This is a genomic window from Campylobacter sp. MIT 12-8780 (genome assembly GCF_006864535.1).
Lineage (GTDB): Bacteria > Campylobacterota > Campylobacteria > Campylobacterales > Campylobacteraceae > Campylobacter_D.
In genome coordinates this window covers 18,462-40,059 of the sequence record NZ_QHLL01000007.1, presented here as the reverse complement: position 1 = coordinate 40,059, position 21,598 = coordinate 18,462, and the positions used below count along the sequence as shown (strand labels likewise).

General features: G+C 35.4%; 22 protein-coding genes and 1 pseudogene. 15 read left to right on the top strand and 8 right to left on the bottom strand.

What is annotated here, in order from left to right; genetic code table 11:
• Positions 1-44 precede the first annotated feature (44 nt).
• Positions 45-389 carry a holo-ACP synthase gene (gene acpS, locus DMB95_RS06470; RefSeq protein WP_142931396.1) on the bottom strand — a complete coding sequence of 115 codons (345 nt, stop codon included), beginning with the start codon at positions 387-389 and terminating at the stop codon, positions 45-47.
• Positions 389-946, bottom strand: coding sequence for a flagellar basal body-associated protein FliL (gene fliL / locus DMB95_RS06465; RefSeq protein ID WP_137632575.1), 558 nt, complete (start codon positions 944-946; stop codon positions 389-391). Before fliL ends, acpS begins: the two co-directional genes overlap by 1 nt.
• Before the next feature lie 86 nt (positions 947-1,032).
• Here fliL and DMB95_RS06460 point away from each other — a divergent pair, with 86 nt between their 5' ends.
• From DMB95_RS06460 to DMB95_RS06450, 3 genes are all read left to right on the top strand, one after another.
• Positions 1,033-2,400, top strand: coding sequence for a phosphomannomutase/phosphoglucomutase (locus DMB95_RS06460; protein WP_137632576.1), 1,368 nt, complete (start codon positions 1,033-1,035; stop codon positions 2,398-2,400).
• 14 nt (positions 2,401-2,414) lie between these two features.
• Complete coding sequence (locus tag DMB95_RS06455) at positions 2,415-2,783, top strand: DUF1090 family protein (RefSeq protein WP_137632577.1); 369 nt, start codon at positions 2,415-2,417, stop codon at positions 2,781-2,783.
• A gap of 171 nt (positions 2,784-2,954) precedes the next feature.
• A complete protein-coding gene (locus DMB95_RS06450; RefSeq protein WP_137632578.1) occupies positions 2,955-3,584 on the top strand; it encodes a hypothetical protein in 630 nt (209 codons plus the stop codon).
• Between the two features lie 37 nt (positions 3,585-3,621).
• Here DMB95_RS06450 and DMB95_RS06445 read toward each other — a convergent pair whose 3' ends face one another.
• The 6 genes from DMB95_RS06445 to der all read right to left on the bottom strand — a co-directional run bounded on the left by DMB95_RS06445 (position 3,622) and on the right by der (position 10,863).
• Positions 3,622-4,362, bottom strand: coding sequence for an extracellular solute-binding protein (locus tag DMB95_RS06445; protein WP_137632579.1), 741 nt, complete (start codon positions 4,360-4,362; stop codon positions 3,622-3,624).
• Positions 4,363-4,432: 70 nt separating this feature from the next.
• Entirely contained in the window at positions 4,433-6,790 is a 2,358-nt protein-coding gene (locus tag DMB95_RS06440; RefSeq protein WP_137632580.1) for a tetratricopeptide repeat protein, read from the bottom strand.
• A gap of 9 nt (positions 6,791-6,799) precedes the next feature.
• Entirely contained in the window at positions 6,800-8,035 is a 1,236-nt protein-coding gene (serS, locus tag DMB95_RS06435; protein WP_142931395.1) for a serine--tRNA ligase, read from the bottom strand.
• 8 nt (positions 8,036-8,043) lie between these two features.
• Positions 8,044-9,003 (bottom strand): tryptophan--tRNA ligase, encoded by a 960-nt coding sequence (gene trpS / locus DMB95_RS06430; RefSeq protein ID WP_142931394.1) that lies wholly within the window; start codon positions 9,001-9,003, stop codon positions 8,044-8,046.
• Positions 9,000-9,491, bottom strand: a complete 492-nt coding sequence (locus DMB95_RS06425; RefSeq protein WP_137632583.1) for a shikimate kinase — start codon at positions 9,489-9,491, stop codon at positions 9,000-9,002. Before DMB95_RS06425 ends, trpS begins: the two co-directional genes overlap by 4 nt.
• Positions 9,481-10,863, bottom strand: a complete 1,383-nt coding sequence (gene der / locus DMB95_RS06420; protein WP_142931393.1) for a ribosome biogenesis GTPase Der — start codon at positions 10,861-10,863, stop codon at positions 9,481-9,483. Before der ends, DMB95_RS06425 begins: the two co-directional genes overlap by 11 nt.
• A gap of 105 nt (positions 10,864-10,968) precedes the next feature.
• Here der and DMB95_RS06415 point away from each other — a divergent pair, with 105 nt between their 5' ends.
• The 12 genes and pseudogenes from DMB95_RS06415 to petA all read left to right on the top strand — a co-directional run bounded on the left by DMB95_RS06415 (position 10,969) and on the right by petA (position 21,597).
• Complete coding sequence (locus DMB95_RS06415; RefSeq protein ID WP_142931392.1) at positions 10,969-12,270, top strand: inner membrane CreD family protein; 1,302 nt, start codon at positions 10,969-10,971, stop codon at positions 12,268-12,270.
• Positions 12,267-12,908, top strand: a complete 642-nt coding sequence (locus DMB95_RS06410; RefSeq protein WP_142931391.1) for a hypothetical protein — start codon at positions 12,267-12,269, stop codon at positions 12,906-12,908. Before DMB95_RS06415 ends, DMB95_RS06410 begins: the two co-directional genes overlap by 4 nt.
• A 104-nt stretch (positions 12,909-13,012) precedes the next feature.
• The gene (locus tag DMB95_RS06405; protein ID WP_142931390.1) at positions 13,013-13,921 is read left to right on the top strand and encodes a DMT family transporter; all 909 of its coding nucleotides are present in this window, start codon (positions 13,013-13,015) and stop codon (positions 13,919-13,921) included.
• A 1-nt stretch (position 13,922) separates the two neighbouring features.
• Positions 13,923-14,735 carry a 3-deoxy-8-phosphooctulonate synthase gene (gene kdsA, locus DMB95_RS06400; protein WP_142931389.1) on the top strand — a complete coding sequence of 271 codons (813 nt, stop codon included), beginning with the start codon at positions 13,923-13,925 and terminating at the stop codon, positions 14,733-14,735.
• A gap of 10 nt (positions 14,736-14,745) precedes the next feature.
• Positions 14,746-15,492 (top strand): SDR family NAD(P)-dependent oxidoreductase, encoded by a 747-nt coding sequence (locus tag DMB95_RS06395; RefSeq protein WP_142931388.1) that lies wholly within the window; start codon positions 14,746-14,748, stop codon positions 15,490-15,492.
• A 94-nt stretch (positions 15,493-15,586) separates the two neighbouring features.
• A complete protein-coding gene (gene ribH / locus DMB95_RS06390; RefSeq protein WP_137632590.1) occupies positions 15,587-16,057 on the top strand; it encodes a 6,7-dimethyl-8-ribityllumazine synthase in 471 nt (156 codons plus the stop codon).
• Position 16,058: 1 nt separating this feature from the next.
• A complete protein-coding gene (gene nusB / locus DMB95_RS06385) occupies positions 16,059-16,451 on the top strand; it encodes a transcription antitermination factor NusB (protein WP_142931387.1) in 393 nt (130 codons plus the stop codon).
• Positions 16,448-17,134 carry an orotidine-5'-phosphate decarboxylase gene (gene pyrF, locus DMB95_RS06380; protein WP_142931386.1) on the top strand — a complete coding sequence of 229 codons (687 nt, stop codon included), beginning with the start codon at positions 16,448-16,450 and terminating at the stop codon, positions 17,132-17,134. The genes nusB and pyrF overlap by 4 nt, the downstream gene beginning before the upstream one ends.
• Before the next feature lie 117 nt (positions 17,135-17,251).
• Positions 17,252-17,491 carry a ComEA family DNA-binding protein gene (locus DMB95_RS06375; protein ID WP_137632593.1) on the top strand — a complete coding sequence of 80 codons (240 nt, stop codon included), beginning with the start codon at positions 17,252-17,254 and terminating at the stop codon, positions 17,489-17,491.
• 357 nt (positions 17,492-17,848) lie between these two features.
• Complete coding sequence (gene mnmG / locus DMB95_RS06370; protein ID WP_142931385.1) at positions 17,849-19,720, top strand: tRNA uridine-5-carboxymethylaminomethyl(34) synthesis enzyme MnmG; 1,872 nt, start codon at positions 17,849-17,851, stop codon at positions 19,718-19,720.
• A pseudogene (locus tag DMB95_RS06360) lies at positions 19,717-20,966 on the top strand (DUF2920 family protein). Before mnmG ends, DMB95_RS06360 begins: the two are co-directional and overlap by 4 nt.
• Positions 20,967-21,093: 127 nt before the next feature.
• Entirely contained in the window at positions 21,094-21,597 is a 504-nt protein-coding gene (gene petA, locus DMB95_RS06355) for a ubiquinol-cytochrome c reductase iron-sulfur subunit (protein WP_137632598.1), read from the top strand.
• The last annotated feature ends 1 nt before the right edge of the window (position 21,598 follow it).

The following is a 21,598-nucleotide window of genomic DNA, read 5'->3' as shown; positions in this document are numbered from 1 at the left end:
TATTTTAAATTGTTCTTATCAAATGCCAAAATGAAAATTTATCTTTAGCATTTGATGAGTATAACAGCCATAGCAAAGCCACTATCATGACTAATGCTTAAACTTGTGCTTTGAATGTGAAATTTTTCTTTGATTCGGGTTGAAAATTCAAGTCTTGGAGCGTTTTTTGTGTCTTTGTAAATTTGCATATCAAAAAAACTACACTCTTTGCTTATACCAACCCCTAAAGCCTTGCTCGCAGCTTCTTTAGCAGCCCAAAATCCAGCTAAAGAAGCTGGATTTTTGATATATTCTTGCTCGTTCTTGCTTAAAAACTTATCCCAAAAAGCTTGTTTGTTAAATAGCCTTTCTATGCGTTTGATAGAGACTAGATCACAACCTATTCTCATCAAGAAACAACAAAATCTGTAAAATAGATATTTTTAATGAAGCCATCAGTTAAAACCTCATTGATTCTGCCTACAAGTTCATCTTTTAATCTTTCTTTGCCCTTTGTGGTGCTGACTTCTTCAAAGGTTTTTGAAGTCAGTGTTCGTATGATGATATCTCTTATGATAGCATTTTTCTTTTCAAGCTCGGGTTGCAAAAGCTCGGTATTTTGCTCAAGCTGAATAGTGCATTTAACATATCTTGCCCCACCATCACTGAGTAAATTTAAAGTAAAAGGCTGAAGCGGATACATAGGACCTATATTTGCAAAATCACTACTTCTTTGCGTAGGAGCGGCTGCGTTTTTACTTGCGGCTGAACCAGTTGTTGTGGCTGTGTTTGCGCTTGCTGTGGTGGCTACATTTGCACTTTCATCACTTGGAGCAGAAAACATTAAAAAAGCGATCGCACCGATAACCACAAGGAGTAAAACAAATAAAAAAATGACGATGATAAGAACTAAAGAACCGCCTTTTTTCTTTTTCTCTTCACCATTCGTTGCTTCTTCGTTTTCCATTAAATCTTTCCTTTAAGTAAAATATTGTAAAATTGTAGCAGAAAATCGTTTGTATTTCAAAGAAAATTTAAGAAAAAAGGATAAAAATGCTAAGCGTGATCTTTAGAGAGTATGATATAAGAGGGCTTTATGGCAAAGAGCTTAATGAAAAAAGTGTTAAAGTCATAGGCTTTTTACTAGGGCTTAAAATGCTTGAGAAAAAGTGTAAAAATGTCAGTGTTGGTTATGATGCAAGGTATAGTAATGAAGAGTTTTTTAGCTATCTTGTAAGTGGCTTAAACAAAGCTGGCATTAAAGTGTATAAACTTGGGCTTGTGCCTACTCCGCTTGGGTATTTTTCGCTTTATGAGGGCTTAAAATTTGATGCAAATATTATGATTACTGGCTCTCATAATCCAAAAGATTATAATGGTTTTAAGATCACTATAGGCAAAGAAAGCTTTTTTGGAGCTGAGTTAAAAGCCTTTGGCAAGGAAGTTGAGGCTCATTTAGATGAGGAAATTCCTACAAATGAAAGCTGTGAAGAGTATGATATATTGAGTTTATATATACATTTTATGAGCGAGCAATTTAAGCATTTAAAGGGCTTTGAATATAATTTTGCTATTGATTGTGCTAATGGAGCAAGTGGGGTTGTGATAGAGCCTTTGATGAAGGCTTTAAATTTAAAGCCAAAAGTGCTTTTTGCAGAGCCAAACGGACAGTTTCCAAACCACGCTCCTGATCCAACTGAAAAAGAAAATTTACAAGCCCTGCAAGAGCTTTTAAGAGAGGATCAAAGCCTAAATATAGGCTTTGCTTTTGATGGGGACGCTGATAGAATGGTGGCTTTGAGTAGAACACATATTTTTTGTGGGGATGAGCTTTGTTATTTGTTTGCTAAAAATATCCCAAATCCACGCGTTTTAGGCGAGGTAAAATGCTCAAAAAATCTCTTTGATGAGGTAGGAAAATTTGGTGAAATTTTCATGGGAAAAACAGGGCATTCAAATATCAAAAAAATGATGAAAGAGCAAAACATAGACTTAGCCGCTGAAGTAAGCGGACATATCTTTTTTAAACATAGATATTTTGGCTATGATGATGGAATTTATGCCTTTTTACGCACTCTTGAGCTTATCCACAAGGGTTTTGATTTAGAGGGTATGATCACTTCTTTGCCAAAGCTTTATACTAGTGATGAGCTTAAAATCGCAGTCAGTGAAGAGGAGAAATTTGCACTTGTGGAGGCTTTTAAAAAAGCAGTTGAAAAAGGTGAGCTTGAGGGCGTGAAAGGACTTTGTGAGATTGATGGAGCAAGGATTGATTTTGGCTATGGTTGGGCTTTGCTGCGTGCTTCAAATACCAGCCCTTACCTCATCACTCGCTTTGAAGCTACAAGTTTAGAACAGGCTAAGGACATTCAAAGTAAAGTTTTGGCATTATTTGAAAAAGTCAAAGCAAATTTAGCCTAAAAAAAGGAGATGAAATGATGAAAGTTGTAGCTTTAAGTATCTTAACTGCAAGTCTTGCTTTTGCAAACACTCAATGCGAACTTAAGCTTAAAGAGCTTAACAAAGAACTTGAATTTGCCAAACTTCACAAAAACGAAGCGCAGAGTAAAAAGCTTGAATTTGTAATCAAACAAATTCAAGAAGATTGCGCAAGCGATCCACTTTTTTATGATAAAAAGGCTCAAAATAAGCTTGAGAAAGAACAAAGACTAAAAGCGCTTGAAATTCAGCTTAAAGTACTTGAAAATAACAAATCTATGATGAGTAAAAATGAGTATAAAGCCCAAAAACAAAAACTCAAAGATGAAAAAGATGAGATAAAAAAAGCCTTTGAAGGACTTTAATCCAAACAAAGGCTCATTTTTAAGGAGTATTTCTATGAATAAATTGTGTTATATAAGTAAAAATTATAAAGCACTTAAGTTAATCATTCGTAATAAAAATACTAAAGCTTTTTTGTTTTTTGTCGATATTGCTTATACTTTATGAAATTTAAGGAAGGGAAGGAAAAAAGGATGCAAGTAGATTCGACCTTAACAACGACTTCAGGCGTTGCAACAAGTGCTAAAAAAGCAAGTGATACAAGCGCAAAAAATACGGAGTCTTTAAACACAAGTGAGCTAAGCAAAGACAATCTAGAAAAGCTCTCAAAGCTCGGAGGTAAAGGTATTACTCAGCTTTATATAGCTCAATTTCAGCAAGAAATGTTTAGCTCAAGTTTTGGAAATTTTAGCTCTCAAAGTGGAGTTTTAGGACTTTTAGGGAATTTTGGTAGCAGTGCGGATAATATCGCAAAAGCAGCTACAGCATTTTCAAATGTTGATTTTGCAGCTATTGGCTACACAGGCAAAAATCCTTTGTCGATGAATCAAAATGAGCTTAATGCTTTAATCGGTGAAAATGGCTTTTTTGGTGTGGAAAATACAGCAAATAGAATAGCTGATTTTGTCATACAAGGGGCTGGTAATGATCTTGAAAAGCTTCAAAAAGGCTTTGAAGGTATGAAGCAAGGCTTTAAACAAGCTGAAAAGATGTGGGGTTCAGCTCTTCCTCAGATCAGCCAAGATACTATTACTAAGGCAATTGAAAAAGTAAGCGCAAGGATAGAAGAGCTAGGCGGCAATGCTGTAGATATCAAAGCTTAAGAAATCCCCTTTTTAGGGGATTTAATAAACTTCAAAATTATTTTTCAAGCCATTCATATTTTTGCCAAATTTTTTGAGCTTCTTTGCTTTGTATGAATTTCACAAATTCAAGTGCTTTTTTATTTTTTAGCCCCTTGTTTGTAGGGATAATTTCTGATGATCTATAAATGACTGATTCTTCACTTAACTTCACAAATTCAGCTTTACCTTCTAAAACTTTTGCCCAATGAGACCAGATGATAAGAGCGTCTATGTTTTTATTATTATTCCAGCTTTCAAGAGCTTCTTTTGAATTTTTAGCATATAAAACTATATTTTTGCGTAGAGCGACTAAATTTTCTCTTTTGCCAGTTTTAAGTGCCATATCTTCGTAAAGTCCTACTTGTCCAGCTCCATCAACGACCATGATTTTAATATTTTTTTTGAGCAAATCTTCAAAGTTTTTAATCTTTTTAGGATTGTTAGGGCGCACTATAATGCCAGATGGGCGGATGTTAAGGACTTGTATATTTTTATATTCAAGCTCATCTGGCATGGCTTTAATAAAGCTATCCATCATAGAGGTATTGCCAGAAAAGATGAGATCAGCATCAGCTTTGGCTTTTTGTATCCAAGCTGGAGTTGGTCCTGCTGTGATATTTACTTTTTCTTTGTGTTTTTGTTCAAATTCTAAGGCAAGTTCCTTTAAAACTGGAGCAGGACCACCGGGACCATACACTAAAATTTCAGCATGAAGCATACATGCAAGCACAGCGCTAAGTGTTAGTATTTTTTTCATTTTTTTCCTTTATTGTTGATTTAAGGCGCTTATTATATTTAAGATAAGTAAATAAGACTTAAACAAACAATCATCTTAAGTCAAAAGTAAAAAATCTACTTTGAAAATTATTTTCCACTTGTCCGTAATGATATAAAGCAGGCTCATAGTTTTGCACCTCTTGATAGAGTAAGCCTAAAGCTACTCTTGCTTCTTGGTTGCTCTCATCTTCAAGCTTTGCAAGCTCTAAAAGCGCAATGGCAGCATTTGGGTTGTTTGAGCCAATGGCTGCAACTGCGGCTAGAAAATAAGTCGTTGAGTCTTTGTGATTAAAATCATTGATTAAGGTATCATACAAAGCATATGCTTCTGCATACAGCCCTGCATAAATATCCATATACGCTAAAATAGCGCTTAGCCCAGCTTCATCTTGCATGCCTAAGGCGAGTTCTTCTTTGATCTTTTCTCTTTCTTGATTAAGTAAGCCTGAAACTCGCATTAAGTTTATATAGTTTTCGCGGATGAGATTGGCTCCGCCAGCTAAAGCTTTATAATTGAGTTCTATATTTTTAAAGTGAAGTTGTGCATTTTGGGCGTATTCTTTGATATTAAGATTTGAATTTTGAGCGTTAAAAAGCAAGATATCAGCTAAAATATCATCTTTTGCAGCATTTTTAAGCCTTGCAAGCTGTGCGTCCATCTGATTATAAAGCCCATTGTTTTTAGCGATAATGCTTTTAAGCATAAAGCTTAGAGGGCTTGATTCGGTATTGTCATCTAAAAAAGGAAGCATTGCGGCATTATCATTGTTTGCAAAAAGTAAGATATTTTGATAAACATTTGCCTTAAATTCATCATCAACGCTAATATTTTCGTTGATTTCATTGACAAGTCTAATAGTGCTTTTTTGGCTTAAATTTCCAGTCAACACCGCAAAAGCTCCAGCTGCGTAGTTTTTTGGATCTAAATGATATGAACTTGAAAAATGCTTATATGCAAGATCATAGTTTTGAAGTTGAGCATAGCTTAAAGCAAGATTATAGTGTAAAATGCTGTGTTCTTGGTAGCTATTGAGTAAAGTTTTAAAATCATTATTTGCTTCTTTGAGTTTACTTTCAAAGACTTTTGAGATGATTTTAGCAAGCTTAACATTCACAGAAGAAAGCATTTGGCTTGCGTTTAAAAGCTCTATACCATCTTTTTTATCCTCTAAAAAATCCACAACATTGGCTTTATTGATATAATTTGCAGCTTGTTTGGTGTCAAAAACTTGATAAGGTGCAAAATAAAACAAAAAATCCGCCTGGGCTTTTTTATCTTGTAAAAAGTCCTTAGAAAAATTATCTTGAGCGATTTGTATATCAAAAAGTTCTTTTTTAAGCCTTACTTTTATTTTGTAAGTGTCAAGTGTGGTTTTTTCAGCACCTTGATAAAAAGCTCTTATCCTTGAGAGCATATCTTGATATTTGCCTGTTTTAAGATCGATCAAATTTAAAGCCGCTATGCTTTGGTTGCGTTCTTTGTCAATCTTTAAAGACCTTTCTAGTGCAGTTTTTGCTCTAGCATAATCTCCCATTCTTGCATAAATTAGTCCTTGAGAAAGGCTTGATTCGAAATTCCCTTGTTTTTGTAAATTTTCTAAAGCTTTGGCATCAAGTCCCATTTTTGCATAAATTTTTGCACTTAAATACCTCGCATTATCCACATAACTTTCATCATTTGTAAGCTGGAGCATTTGCAAGGCTTCTGGATAAAAGCCTTTATAGTAATTAATGAGGCTTAAATAATAATTAAAAAGCTTAGAATTGCCTTCATTTGGCAAATACACATAAGCAAGATCAAGATAATACTGGAATTTAGCTATATCATTAAGGTGCAAGGCACATACAGCAGCATTTATGGCTGAAACAGTTTGGTTTTCATTGCCCTCAATAGCTTTTTTAAAGCTTTCAAGCGCAAGAGCGTAATTATTTTGATTCATTTGAGAAACGCCAAGATTATAATTTGATAAAGCCTCGCTATAAAGGGCGATTTGTTCATAAACTTGTAAGGCTTGCTCTCTTTCACCTTGCAAGTATAAAGCATTTGCCTTTTGTATCATACTATCCATTTTACTCATATCAAATTGAAGGCTTTCATTATCAACACTAGCTTGAGGAGCTTGTGGCGTTGTGGGAATGATCACTCCGCTAGGTTCGCTTTTTTGGGAGGATAAAAAAGATAAAACGACAAGCAAGATAGCTACAACACCGAGTAAAACGGCTAGCATAAAGACAAATTTAGTATCTTCATACCATTTTTTCTCCCTTGGAGCTTCTTCAAAGCTTGAATCATCTTGTTTTTCACCCCCACTCCTTGAAAAACCAGAGCCATTTTCTTCACCACCGCTTCTTGAAAAGCCACCGCTTGTTTCTTCTTTTTCTTTAAGTATGACCTCTTCTTCAGCCATTTGTATCCTTTAAAGGTATTTTCTTAAAACATCAGGCACACTGATCTTGCCATCTTTTTCTTGATAATTTTCCATGATGGCGATTAAGGTTCGTCCTACTGCTAGGCTTGAGCCATTGAGCGTATGCACGAGTTCATTTTTGCCAACTTCATTTTTAAAGCGGATTTTTGCTCTTCTGGCTTGAAAGTCCTTGCAGTTTGAAACTGAGGAAATTTCTCTGTATTTATTTTGTCCGGGTAGCCATACTTCAAGATCGATAGTTTTTGCTGCACTAAAGCCAAGATCACCGGTGCAAAGAAGCATATGGCGGTGGGCTAAACCTAAGCTTTTAAGTAAATCACTCGCGCACTCAAGCATTTCATTAAACACCGCCTCGCTCTCACTAGGCTTAGTGATGCTTACTAGCTCCACTTTTTCAAACTGGTGTTGTCTTATCATGCCCCTTGTATCACGTCCTGCAGAGCCTGCTTCTTTACGAAAGCAAGCACTATAAGCTGTCATTTTGATAGGTAAATCCTCAGCCTTTAAAATTTCATCATTAAAAAGGTTTGTCAGTGCAATCTCGCTCGTTGAGATAAGATATAAATCCTCATCTTCTATCTTATACATATCATCTTTAAATTTAGGTAATTGTCCGGTGCCAAACATGGTATTTGCATTAGCTAAAAAGGGCACATTTACCAGCTCAAAGCCCCTTGAGCGGTTAAAATCTATCATATAATTTATCAAAGCCCTATTAAGCAAGGCAGCTTCATTTTTAAGCACGCAAAAACGGCTACCAGCCAGCTTTACTCCCCTTGTAAAATCAAGCCAATCAAGCTTTTCACCCAACTCAAAATGCTCTTTTGGCTCAAAGTCAAATTTTCTTGGCTCAAGCACCTTTTTAAGCTCGATATTTTCATTCTCATCTTTGCCTATAGCAACGCTTTCATCAGGGATATTTGGCACGCTAAAGGCTAGTTCTTCAAGGCTTGTTTCAAGCTCTTTTACCTTTTCATTTTGTGTGCTTATCTTAGCTTTGTTTTGGCTTAACTTTGCTTTTAATTCTTCTTTATTTTCAGTATTTGCAAGCTCTTTTGAGAATTTATTTTGAAAGGCTTGTAAATTTTCTAAGTCTTCTCTTTGTTTTTTAAGCTCTTTAAAAAGCTCTTTAAGCTCGCCTAAAACTTGCTTTGAAACACCTTTGTTTTCAAGCTTTAAAGCTATATTTTCAAAATCTTTTTCTAAAGTTTTTAAATCTAGCATTTTTTCTCCTAAAGTCCTATTTTAGCATAAATTGTTTGCATTTTTTCTTTGGCGATTTTACCTGCTTTTTTTGCTCCAAATTCTAAAATTTCCTTAAGTTTTTTTTCATCATTGATAAGTTTTTGAAATTTCTCTCTTGCTTCCTTGAAATACTCAAGCACAAGTTCATTTAAATACAGCTTAAAATGCCCATAGCCTTCGCCCCCTCGTTCATACCTTGCTTTAAGCTCATTTTGCCCAGCTTCATCTAAAAAAAGCTTAGCTAAGGCAAAGACATTGCAAGTTTGCCAGTCTTTTGGCTCTTCTAGGGAGGTGCTATCTGTAATGATAGCTGAAATTTGTTTCTTAAGGGTTTTTTCTTCAGCAAAAAGATCGATAGTATTTTTATAGCTTTTACTCATCTTAGCCCCATCAGTTCCGGGCACCACAGCTAAAACCTCATCAGTTAAGGCTTCAGGCAAGCTAAAAACCTCGCCAAATTCATTGTTAAATTTCAAGGCTATATCGCGTGTGATTTCAAGGTGTTGGACTTGATCTTTTCCTACTGGTACGAGTTTTGGTTCAAAAAGCAAAATATCAGCTGCCATTAAAACAGGATAAGAAAAAAGCCCATGACTTGCATTTAAGCCCTTTGCTATCTTGTCTTTAAAGCTATGAGCGCGTTCAAGTAGTCCCATAGGCGTAAATTGAGAAAGTATCCAGTAAAGCTCTAAAACCTCTTTAACATCACTTTGCAGCCAAAAAGTGCATTTGTTCTCATCTATACCAAGCGCAAGAAAAGCCGCAGCAGCCTTAAGTTTGTTTTCATAAAGCTTTGTGCCATCTTGCACGCTTGTCATTGCATGATAATCAGCGATGAAAATAAACATATCCTCCTTATCTTGAGCCTCAAGCATGGCTTTAATCGAGCCAAAATAATTTCCCAAATGCAAATTTCCACTTGGCTGAATTCCTGTTAAAATTCTCATTTATACCCTTTCATGATTTCTGTAACGATTTGTAAAACGCTTTTGTGTTCGGTGCAAATGATTAAATTTGCCTTGCTTTCGTACTCTGCTAGCCTTTCTTTGTAAAGTGCTCTTGCTTTTTTTTCATCTTTAAACAAGGGACGTTTTTCAAGGCTAGTTTTGCTTAAACGAGCTTTGATATAGTTAAAATGAGCTTTTAAATACACCACATATTGGTTATTATCCTCAAGTAAAGCCTTATGAAAGCCTCCACCTGTGGCGATGACATAGTTTTTGAAATTGTGTAATTCTTGTGCTAGGGCTTTTTCTTCATTTCTAAAAAAGTCCTCACCCTTAGTTTCAAAAAGTTCTTTAATCTTCGCTTGATTTTTTTGCTCTATAAAGGCGTCTGTATCTAAAAGTTTATAATTAAGCTTTTTAGCCAAAGCCTTAGCTATAGTGCTTTTGCCACAGCCCATAAAGCCGATTAAGATGATGTTATGCTTCATCTTTTTCGCCTTTTTTACGACTGGCTAGGATTAAAGGCACGCCGTCTAACTTAAAGCTTTTGCGGATTTGATTTTGCAAATAACGTTTATAACTAAAATGCAAGGCTTTTGGGCGGTTCATCACAAGGGCTATTTTTGGTGGGGCTAAGTCATACTGCACTGCATAATAAATTTTAACTAATTTTCCCTTATCATGCGGTAAGGGGTGAGCTTTTATCGCATTTTGTATAAGTTCGTTTAGCTTTGAAGTAGGGATTTTTTGAGTGAAGTTTTCAAAGACTTCTAGGATTTTATCAAGCAAAATCCCCACTCTTTTACCACTTTTGGCTGATATGCTAATAATTGGTGCAAAGGCAAGGAATTTAAAGCGATCAAGCTTAAGTTCTTTGATGACTTTATCATATTCATACTCGCTAATATCGATTTTATTAAGCACGATGATAACGCCTAGATAATGCTTACTAATAAGCCCAGCTATGCGTTCATCAAGTTCATTAAAGCCCTCGTTTAAATCAAGCACTAAAAGAGCAATTTGTGCTTGTTCTAGCATTTTTTCAGTTCTGTTTAAGGCAAAGCGTTCAAGTCCAGCGATTTTCCCTCTTTTTCTAATGCCTGCAGTATCTACAAATTCTATGATTTTACCCTTGTATTCTAAGCTTTCATTCACTGGATCGATGGTGGTTCCAGCCACTTCACTTACTACGCTTCGCTCGCTTTTAACTAAAGCATTTAAAAGGCTTGATTTACCGACATTTACGCGTCCTACTATACCAACTTTGATGTGATTTTCATCGATGTTTTTAAACTCAAATTCTCCTTCTTGATTTTGCTCAAAATGTTCTAAAAAATCCTCTAAATTTTCTTCCTCATCAGCTTGCAAAAAAGGCTCGTGAAGCAAGCTAGCAAGCCATTCATAAAGCTCATCAAAGCCTGTGCTGTGAGCTACAGAGATATTAAAAACTTCTTTGAGCCCAAAATTTACAAATTCCCAAGCTCTTTCTTCATCTTTTTTATTATCTACTTTATTAATCACCAAAGCCATAGGCTTATTTAGCTTTTTAAGCTTATAAAAAAAGGCTTTATCCTCATCATCAGGCAGCTTTTTACCATCAACTAAATACAAGATAATATCAGCATTTTGAGCTCTTTTTAGTGTATTTTTTTGCACAGCTTTGAAAAGCTCATTACTCTCATCAAGCCCACCACTATCGATAAGCAAGGCTTTTTTACCCAAAATTTCACACTCTGCCTTGTTTGTATCTCTTGTCGTGCCTGCTATATCACTAGTTATGGCTAGACGTTTTTTGATGATTTTATTAAAAAGGCTTGATTTACCAACATTTGGTTTGCCTACGAGTATGATTTTTTGCAATTTTTTTCCTAAGTTATATTTTTTATGATTATATAAAATTTGTCTTAAATTTAAGCTAGTTTTGGTTATAATTTTGCCTTTAATTTCATAATTTAAAGGCTAAAAATGTCAAATTTGCAAGAGTATTTTGAGCAAAATCAAAAACAAAAAAACCTAACAACTTATAGTCTAAAGGCATTTTGGCTCTTTTTGATCTCTTTTGGCTTGCTTGTGCCTTTATTTTTTACTGATGATATTTTGCAAGAAAGATTAAGTTCAGCTAAAAAAGTGCAAGAGGAGATAAGTGATTCTTGGAATGGACAAGAAGTTTTTGAGCTTACTCCATTGCTTTCATTGCATTCTGATAAAGCAGATGCTTTGGCAAAAACTTGCTGCAGCTCTGATGAAGATAAAGCAGATGTTTTGACAAAAACTTACAGCCCTGATGAACTTGAAGTCTTTGTAAATTTGCAAAGGCAGCAAAGAAGCAAAGGACTTTATAAAGCCTTTGTTGGCAATGCTTTTGTGGATGTAAATGCAAGTTTTATCCTAAGCAAAGACGAGTTTAAAGACTATCAAGCTCAAAGAGGCACGATACAATTAGATAACTCTATATCTTATTTTTCGATCGATTCTTTAAAAGCTAAAAATACAAAGCTAGAAATCAATGGCAAGTTAATAGATTTAAAAGACTTAAGAAACGATGGAGGTATAATAGGTTTTGATTTAAATTTACAAGATCAAAGCGATCTGCAAGATAAAAGTGTAGAGTTTAAAGTGCAAATGAGGTTTGAGTTTAAAACTGCAAACCAGCTAGACTTCTTCTTTGGTGGCGTAGAAAGACATATCATCATAAACTCAAACCACACTTCACCAAGCTTTGAAAAGTTTTTACCACAAAGTTATAGTATCGATAAAAATGGTTTTAATGCTAATTATGATCTTAAATCAAGCGGACAAGAGCGTGTAAGGATTGTCTTACATGATGATAGCATTAATGAATACCGCTTGATTGAAAGAAGTATAAAATACGCTTATTTTTTCATCGCTTTAACGCTTTTGACTTTGTTTTTATGCGAGCTAGTATCTAAAAAAGAAATTCTTTTGATCCAATACGCTTTAGTTGGGGCATCTTTGGTGATCTTTTATCTTACGCTTTTATCTTTTAGCGAGCATTTGGGCTTTTTGAGTGCGTATTGTATCTCAAGCTTATGTGTGATTTTACCAATCAGCCTTTATACTTTAAGCGTGCTAGGGCAAAGAAGCTTTGCCCTGCTTATGTGTGCGGTGCTTTTAATGCTTTATATTTGCTTGCTTTTAATGCTGTATCAAAGTGATTTTGCCTTGCTTATAGGAAGTATTATCGCTATGTTTGCTCTATATCTTGCGATGTATTTTACAAGGAATTTAAATAAAGCAAAAGAATGAAGCCTTTTTTCATAAGTCTAATATGTTTTAGCTTTCTTGCAGCCTTAGAAATGTCGCGAGGAATACCTGCGAAGGTAGAGCCACTGGATTATTTTCTAACAGATTGTATTTTAGTCATTTTTCTTTCTTTGCTCGTGCAAGCTTTTGTAAGCCTTGTTTTAAGGCTTAATCCCTTTTTTAATCTAAGAAAAACCCTCATTATCCTTGCTAAAGATGAGTTTGTAATCTTTTATGAATATGAAAGAAATGAAACTTTATATAAAATCAATCTTAATCAGCAAAAAGTCTTTAAATTCAAAGACGAAGTTTGGCAAGAAATACAGGAATTTCCAAAGGCTCTTCCTTTAAAAAACGCTCTTAAATTTATAGAGTATTTTAAAGACTTTGCCAAGCAAAATACCCAAAATTTGCTTTTAAATCACAGCCACAATATCTTTTATGCACGTTTTGCAAAGGCTTTTAAAGACTTTGATGAGTTACATTTTGATCCTTTTATCTTAAAGCTTAAACGCAAAGAATTTGCTAAAACCTTAGTGCGATTTTTTGTTTTTATGTTTATCACTTTTTTTGTAATCCCAGTTTTTATGCTATTTGTTCTTGATAATATATTTATTATCTTTTTTGCTATACTTGATTGATTTTATATCTCATAAAAGCTCTGTTTAAAAAATACTGCCAAATTTAAAGCAAAAATTTCACAAAGCTTAGTTATAATGAAACTTTTTTAAAAAAAAGGAAAAAAATGCTAAGAGTGATAAAACATAATTTAGGCGTGTATTTTATGGTGATAGCTTGCCTTGACTTTGCTTTAGTTGGAGCGTGCGCAAAAATCTTAAGCGAAGAACTGCCAAGCATAGAAATTATGTTTTTTCGCAATATTATAGGCGTTTTTTTTATGCTTTATATGATTAGCAAGCTTAAAATTCACAAAGAAGAGGGGCATTTTTGGCTTTTGGTGTTTCGTGGAGTTGTTGGCACGCTTTCTTTGTATCTGTTTTTTTATAATGTATCTCATATCTCTTTAGGTGGGGCGTTTGCCTTTCAAAAAACCTCGCCCATTTTCATCACACTTATCGCTTTTTTTGTCTTTAAAGAAAATATAGGCTTAAAGGGCGTTTTTGCCATACTTATCGCCTTTGTGGGCGTGTTGCTCGTATCTCAACCTTGGGCAAACACTGCTAATCATACTGGTTTTGATCTAAAAAATTCAAGTTTAGGCGTGCTTAGCGGGTTTTTTGCAGCCCTAGCACTGACTAGTGTAAGACAGCTTAGAAAATTTTATCCTACAGAAAAAATCGCCTTTTCTTTTATACTTATAGGCGCGATAATGCCTGCTATTTCTATGCTTGTAGGCGAATTTTACGCTCCAAAAGAGCTTGATTTTATCATCGCTCCTTTTGTGATGCCAAGCTTAAAAGCGTGGGTATTTATCATCATCATGGGCGTTTTAGGCACCATTTATCAAATTCATATCACCAAAGCGTATGGAGTGGCTAAAAAAGCTGGAATAGTGGCTGGAGTGAGTTATTTAGATGTTGTTTTTTCTTTAATCATAGGCTTATTTTTGGGTGATAATTTACCAAGTTTTATGGTTTTTATGGGTATAATAGGCATTATTTTTGGAGGACTTATTTTAGTAAAAAGGAAGTAAAATGCAAAAGATGATACTTATAGCTGGACCTTGTGCGATAGAGAGTAAAGAGCTTGTTTTTAGCGTGGCTGAAGCTTTAAAGGACTTGGCAAATGATGAAAAGATAGACTTTTATTTTAAATCAAGCTTTGATAAGGCAAATCGCACCAGCATAGAAAGCTTCAGAGGGGTAGGACTTGATGAAGGTTTGCGTATCTTAGAGGCTGTAAAAGCTGAATTTGGTATGAAAATCCTTACTGATATACATGAAAGCAGTCAAGCAAAACCTGTAGCTGAGGTAGTAGATGTGCTTCAAATTCCAGCCTTTTTATGCAGACAAACTGACTTGCTTGTCGCAGCAGCACAAACAAGAGCAAAGGTAAATATCAAAAAAGGACAATTTTTAAGCCCAAATGACATTAGATACAGCGTAAAAAAAGTGCTTCAAACAAGAGGCGAAGTAAATGAAGGCTATGAAGCAGCCCTCAAAAATGGGGTTTTTGTAGCAGAGAGAGGCTCAAGTTTTGGTTATGGGAATTTAGTCGTGGATATGAGAAGTTTAGTTATCATGCGTGAGTTTGCTCCTGTGGTGTTTGATGCTACACATAGCGTGCAAATGCCCGGACTTGGCGGAGGAAAAAGCAGTGGAAAGAGCGAATTTATAGAGCCTCTAGCAAGAGCTGCTGCTGCAGTTGGTGTTGATGGCTTTTTCTTTGAAACGCATATCAATCCTTGTGAAGCTTTATGTGACGGGGATAATCAACTCACCCCAGCAAGATTAAAAGCTTGCGTTGAAATGCTTTTAAGGATAGATGAAATCATACATAAAAATTAAGGGAATTATCATGCATTACACTTTAATCACAGGAGCAAGCTCTGGTTTGGGTGAGGCTTTTGCTAAAGTTTTTGCCAAAGAAGGACACAATCTTATCTTAGTCGCCAGAAGAGAAGAAAGATTAGAGCGCCTAAAACAAGAGCTTAGTAAGACTTATGCGAATTTACAAATCATTACTTTAAAATGCGATTTAAGCAAAGAAAATGAAGTATTAAAGCTTTATGAAAATGTGCGTCAATACGACATTAGGCTTTGGATTAATAACGCTGGTTTTGGTGATTATTCAAGTGTAGCCAAGCAAGATTTAAGCAAAATTTCACAAATGATAGAGCTTAACATTAAAGCTTTGACCATACTTAGCACGCTTTATGTAAGAGATTATGAGCAAAAGGACGCTTGCCTTATCAATATAAGCTCAGCAGGCGGTTACACCATAGTGCCAAATGCTGTAAGTTATTGCGCGAGCAAATTTTATGTGAGTAGTTTTAGCGAAGGGCTGGCTTTAGAGCTAAAAGATAAGCCTTTAAAAGTCAAGGTTTTAGCTCCAGCAGCGACTAAGACTGAATTTGGGGCATTAGCAAGTGGGAACGCGGCTTATGATTATGACGCAAGCTTTGCTAAATACCATACAAGCGAGCAAATGGCTGAGTTTTTGTTACAACTTTACAAAAGCGATAAAATCGTAGGCTGGGTAGATAGAAAAAGCTTTGAGTTTCGTTTGCAAGAGCCTAGATTTGACTATGCTGGGCAGAGATGATTTTTCGTTTTTTTGCAAGGTTTAAATTCAGCAATTTTTAGTTTAAATTGTGTTAGAATTTGCGTTTATTTAGCTTAATTAAGGAGAATTATTAATGAAAATTTTAGAAGGAAAACTTGCCCTTAAAGGAAGTGAAAAAATCGCTATCATCAATGCAAGGTTTAATCATATCATCACTGATCGTTTGGTTGAGGGAGCAAAAGATGCTTTTTTAAGACATGGAGGCAAGGAAGAAAATCTTAGCCTCATACTTGTGCCCGGAGCCTTTGAAATCCCTTTCGTGCTTAAAATGGCGATTGAAAGTAAGAAATTTGACGCTATAGCTTGCGTTGGAGCAGTTATTCGTGGCTCAACGCCTCATTTTGACTATGTTTCAGCTGAAACGACTAAAGGTATAGCCAATGTAAGCTTGGCACACCAAGTGCCGGTAAGTTTTGGCGTGCTTACTACTGATACTATCGAGCAAGCTATCGAGCGAGCCGGATCAAAAGCTGGAAATAAAGGCTTTGAGGCGATGACAACTTTAATAGAAATTCTAAATCTCAAACAAAGCTTCAAGGGCTAAAATGGCGACGCGTCATCAAGCACGAAAAAGTGTGGTTTCGCTACTTTATGCAAGCGATTTAAGCGGAGAAAATCAAGCTTTTATCGATGAATTTTTAGAACAAAATAAAATTCGCAACGAGCAAAAAAGCTTTGCTCTGGCTTTATATGATGGTGTAAAAGTGAATTTAAATGCCTTAGATACGAATTTACAAGCCAATCTTAAAGAATTTGATCGCCTCAGTAAAGTAGAACTTGCGATACTTCGTTTAAGTGTGTATGAACTGCTTTTTAGTGATACAGATAAAGCTATCATCATTAATGAAGCCATAGAACTTGGCAAAGAACTTGGCAATGAAAACTCCTCAAAGCTCATTAATGCTGTGCTTGATACGATTATAAAGGCGAAAAAATGAAACTTTGCGTAGCGCTTGATGTGGCAAGTTTTAATGAGTGCATAAAATTAGCCAAAGAGCTACAAGGGCTTAATCTATGGCTGAAAGTGGGTATGAGAAGCTTTTATAGAGATGGCAAGGCTTTGCTTGAGGAGCTTAAAAAGCTTGATTTTAGGCTTTTTTTAGATTTAAAGCTTTATGATATACCAAATACTATGAGTGATGCTTGCAAAGAGCTTGCAAATTTAGGCGTTGATATGATAAATTTGCATGCAAGTGCTGGAAAAACAGCATTAAGTGAGTGTATGGATACTTTAAACGCCCTTCCTTCTCGCCCTTTAGTGTTAGGCGTATCAGCTCTTACAAGCTTTGATGAACAAAGCTTTAAGCAAATTTATAAGCAAGATATCAATCAAGCAGTTGTTAGCTTTTCAAGGCTTGCCTATGAAGCTGGACTTGATGGAATGGTGTGTTCGGCTTTTGAAAGTAAGATGATTAAAGAGCATACCAATGAAAAATTTCTTACCCTAACGCCGGGCATTCGTCCTTTTAAAGAAGCAAATGATGATCAAAAAAGAGTGGCTGATCTTGAATTTGCTAAAATTGCTCTAAGCGATTTTATAGTTGTTGGACGCCCTATTTATAAAGATAAAGAACCAAGAAGAGTATGTGAAAAAATTCTTGCTGTGATAAATCAAGCTTAAAAATGTAACCTTTGGTAAGTTTTTTACATAAATTTAACTCATTTTCATTTTCGCACTTCTTTTTAAGTAAGTTTATGAAATAATATTTTTAATTATCAAAATTTTGAAGGAGTGAAGATGAAGAAAATTCTATTTTTCTTGTTTGCCTTTGTGGGCTTTTTATGTGCAGCTGTAAATATCAATACAGCAAGCTTAGAAGAGTTAAAAGCTCTTAAGGGTATAGGTGAAACAAGGGCTAAAGCTATACTTGAATATAGGGCAGATCAAAACTTCACTTCTGTTGAAGAGCTGAAAAAAGTCAAAGGCATAGGCGATAAAGTTTTTGAGCAAATCAAAGATCAAATTTCAGTGCATTAAGCATTTATGAGAGCTATTTTAAAATAGCTCTTGCAGATTAAAAAAATATTTTAAGTGCTATTTGCTTCTTTTGTGATAAAAGATTGGTGTTTTCTAGCACAAGTTTCTTACCCTTTTTTGCTTTTTGTTTTATACTTTGCTACTTATTTTCACATACATTAAGAACTTTTAAAAGTAAAATCAGCTACAATTTCTTCCGCTTAAGTGCTTAATTTTAGCCTTATTTAAGCATAATTCAAGCAAAAACAGCACCTTTAAAACTTGCGGATTAGGTGCTAAAAAACAAAATACGGAAAAATGGTTTAAAACAAACACATAGTATATATTCTAAATTTTGCATTTTAAAAGGAAAAAAAATTGCATACTTTTGACATTATCGTTATCGGTGGAGGACATGCAGGCATTGAAGCAAGTGCGGCTGCTGCTAGAATGGGTAAAAAAACCCTACTTTTAACCACACTTATAGAACAAATCGGTGCAGCAAGTTGCAATCCAGCTGTTGGCGGACTTGCTAAAGGGCATTTAGTCAAAGAGCTTGACGCTATGGGTGGGCTTATGGGTGAGATCACTGATGAGGCTGGTATTCAGTTTCGCATTCTTAATGAAAGCAAGGGCGTAGCTGTAAGAGGCTCACGCGCTCAAATTGACATGGATCGTTATAAAATCATCGCTAGAAACAAGCTTTTTGCCTTAAAAAATTTACAAATTTCTCAAGAACAAGCCCTAGAAATTCTAAGCCAAAACGGCGAGATCAAAGGCATAAAGACAAATTTGCATAATGTATATTTTACTTCAAAACTCATCATCACTACAGGGACTTTTTTAAGTGGGCTTATCCATGTTGGCACGCAAAAAATAGAAGCTGGCAGGGTTGGAGAAATGCCTTCTTATAAGCTCTCTCACTCTTTAAAAGACTTAGGACTTACTCTTGGCAGGCTCAAAACAGGCACTTGTCCTAGGGTGGCAGCTTCAAGTATTGATTTTTCAAAGCTTGAAATTCAGCATGGCGATGAAAAACCAAAACCTTTTAGCTTTCGCACCAAAAACTTTGCTCCAAAGCAACTTCCTTGCTTTATAGCACGCACAAACGAGCAAACACATCATATCATACGCTCAAATTTTGATAAAGCACCGCTTTTTACAGGACAGATTGAGGGCGTGGGTCCTAGGTATTGTCCTTCTATTGAAGATAAGATCAACCGCTTTGCTGATAAAACAAGTCATCATCTTTTCATCGAGCCACAAACTAAAGAAGCTACAGAATACTATATCAACGGCTTTTCAACCTCCTTGCCTTATGAGGTGCAAGTAGCTATGCTTCAAAGCATACAAGGCTTTGAAAATGCTAAAATAACGCGTTTTGGTTATGCTATAGAATATGATTATGCTGAACCAACCCAGCTTAAACACAGCCTTGAAACAAAAAGCATAAAAGGACTTTACCTCGCAGGACAGATTAATGGCACTACAGGCTATGAAGAAGCTGCAGCACAAGGCTTTATGGCTGGCATTAATGCTGTTTTAGCCCTTGATGAAAAAGAAGCCTTTGTATTAAGGCGAGATGAGGGCTATATAGGTGTGATGATAGATGATTTAGTTATAAAAGGCACAAAAGAACCTTATAGAATGTTTACTTCAAGGGCTGAATACCGCTTGCTCTTACGCGAGGAAAATGCTATTGTTAGACTTTCTCATTATGGTTATAATTTTAAGCTTTTAAATGAGGCAGATTTTAACTTCACTCAAAATATCAAGTCAAATTTACACAAAGGTTTAAACTATCTACTAGAAAATGAATGGACGCCAAACACCCAAAACAACGAGTTTTTAGCCAGTATAAATGAAGAAAAGATAAGCTCCATCATCTCCTTGCAAAAGATAGTGGCTCGCTCTAGTTTTACTAAAGAAAAGCTTAAAAAACTTGCCCCAATTTTTGAACAAATGGATGAATATTCTTTAAATGAAATTTTAAGCGAGGCAAAGTATTATCATTATATCAGCATGCAAAAAGATCAAATTCAAAAGATGAAAAGCTTATATGAGCTTGAAATTCCAAGTGATTTTGATTTTAAGGGCATTAGTGGGCTAAGCAATGAAGTGGTTGAAAAGCTTGTCAAATTTGCTCCACCAACATTATTTGCCGCCTCACAGATCAGCGGTATCACTCCAGCAGCCATTGATATTTTGCAAATTTATCTTAAGATGAGAAGCAAAAAGGCTGAGAAATGATCCTTACAAAGCATTATGAGATACAAAGTTGTGATGATATAGAACTTGACATAAAAAGAGAAAATAAGCTTGAGTTTAAGGTGTATTTTGATGATGAAAAGCAGACAAAGGATATATTTATCTTTATCGCTGGGCTTGGTGAGGATAATGATGAAGAATATATCAAGCACTTAAGCGAGTTTTGGTTAAAGAATATAGCGTGGCTGTTTTAAGCGTGGATTATCATTGTATAGGCTCTCGCCCGCAAACTGGAGCGAAATTTTATTTTGACATGATCGATCGCTTAATCATTCAAAGTTCGTGCGAGGCTCTTAAGATAAAAGTGCCACAAGAACTTAGTCAAGATGAACTTACGCAAGCTGATATTAAAAGGGTGTTTAATGACTTAAGCGCACAAATGCAAATGCTTAAAGACGCAAAAGAACTTAAAGAAGACGCTAAGCTTTACATTCATGCAAGTTTAAATCCGCGCAAAAATGAGTATCAAAACTTTGGGCTTATGCAGGCTATGGATATTTGCAACGCTCTTTTGCATATAAAAGCTAATCCACCCTTTGAGCTTGCAAAAGAGGCAAAAACCATTGCTTTTGGATCATCTCATGGCGGCTATTTGGCACTTTTGTGTGCGAAAATCGCTCCATGGTTGATCGATGGCGTGATCGAAAATTCAGCTTATATTCAAATTCCTTTAAGGCTTTTTGGCTTTTTAAAAGAGCTTGATTATATCACGCAAGCTGAATTTTCTTTACATTCTTGGTATCAACATCTTGTTATTTCAGGATCAACCAAAACACATTTTACTTCAAATCAATACTCTAAAAATCACTTCAAAAACGCATACCATAGAATTCGCAATATCTTAGATGATGAGCATTTACACACCCAAGCTTTGCATAAAAAGCCCTTGATCGTGTCGTATCACTCAGCACAAGATTTTGATTTTATACCACCAAGTGTTAAAATAGAGCTTTTTGAAAAGCTTAGAAATTTGGGCTTTGAAGCAAAGTTAATGATGATTGAAAATGAAAGCGAAGTTGATGGTAAATTCATTAAAAATTTAAATCACGGCATGGGTATGTCTTTAAAAATACTCGCCCAAAAAGAGCTTGGCTTAATGCTTGCACAACTTCACGAAAAACCAAATTCAGCCAAAATAAAACAAGAAATTTCTTTTCAAAGTGATGAGATTATCTACACTTTTACACAAGAAAATAATGCTCTTAAACTCAGCATTCAACGCACTTGAGTAAAACTTTTATCAAAAAGCCTTATTTTTTATCTAAAGCTTTTAAGAAAAAGAAAAAATTTATTTAATTTTCGCTACACTTATAAGTATTGTAAATTTTTTAGATAACACAAAGAAAGGAAAAAACATGGCTACTTCAGAAAGTAGGCGAAGCTTTATAGGTTTGAGCTTTGGTGCTGTAGCTGCTGTGGGCGGGGCTTTTAGCCTTGTGGCGATGAAAAAGACTTGGGATCCCTTACCAAGCGTTCGTGCAGCTGGCTTTACGACGGTGGATCTTTCACCCATGCAAGAAGGGGAGTTAAGAACGATAGAATGGCGTAAAAAGCCTATCTTCATTCTCAAAAAAGATGCCAATATGGCAAAAGATAGCAAAAGAGATGTGATCGTAGATAATGCTGCTTATACCGTTGTGATAGGACTTTGCACGCATTTGGGCTGTATTCCAGCTTTTGCACCAAGTGAGGGCTTGTTTAAATGCGCCTGTCATGGTGGTGAGTTTGATGTAAGCGGTAAAAATGTCTTTGGACCACCGCCAAGACCACTTGACATACCTCCTTTTAAAATAGACGGGACTAAGCTTGTTTTAGGCGAAGAAGGTCCTGAATATCAAAAAATGATAGCGGAGGTGTAAG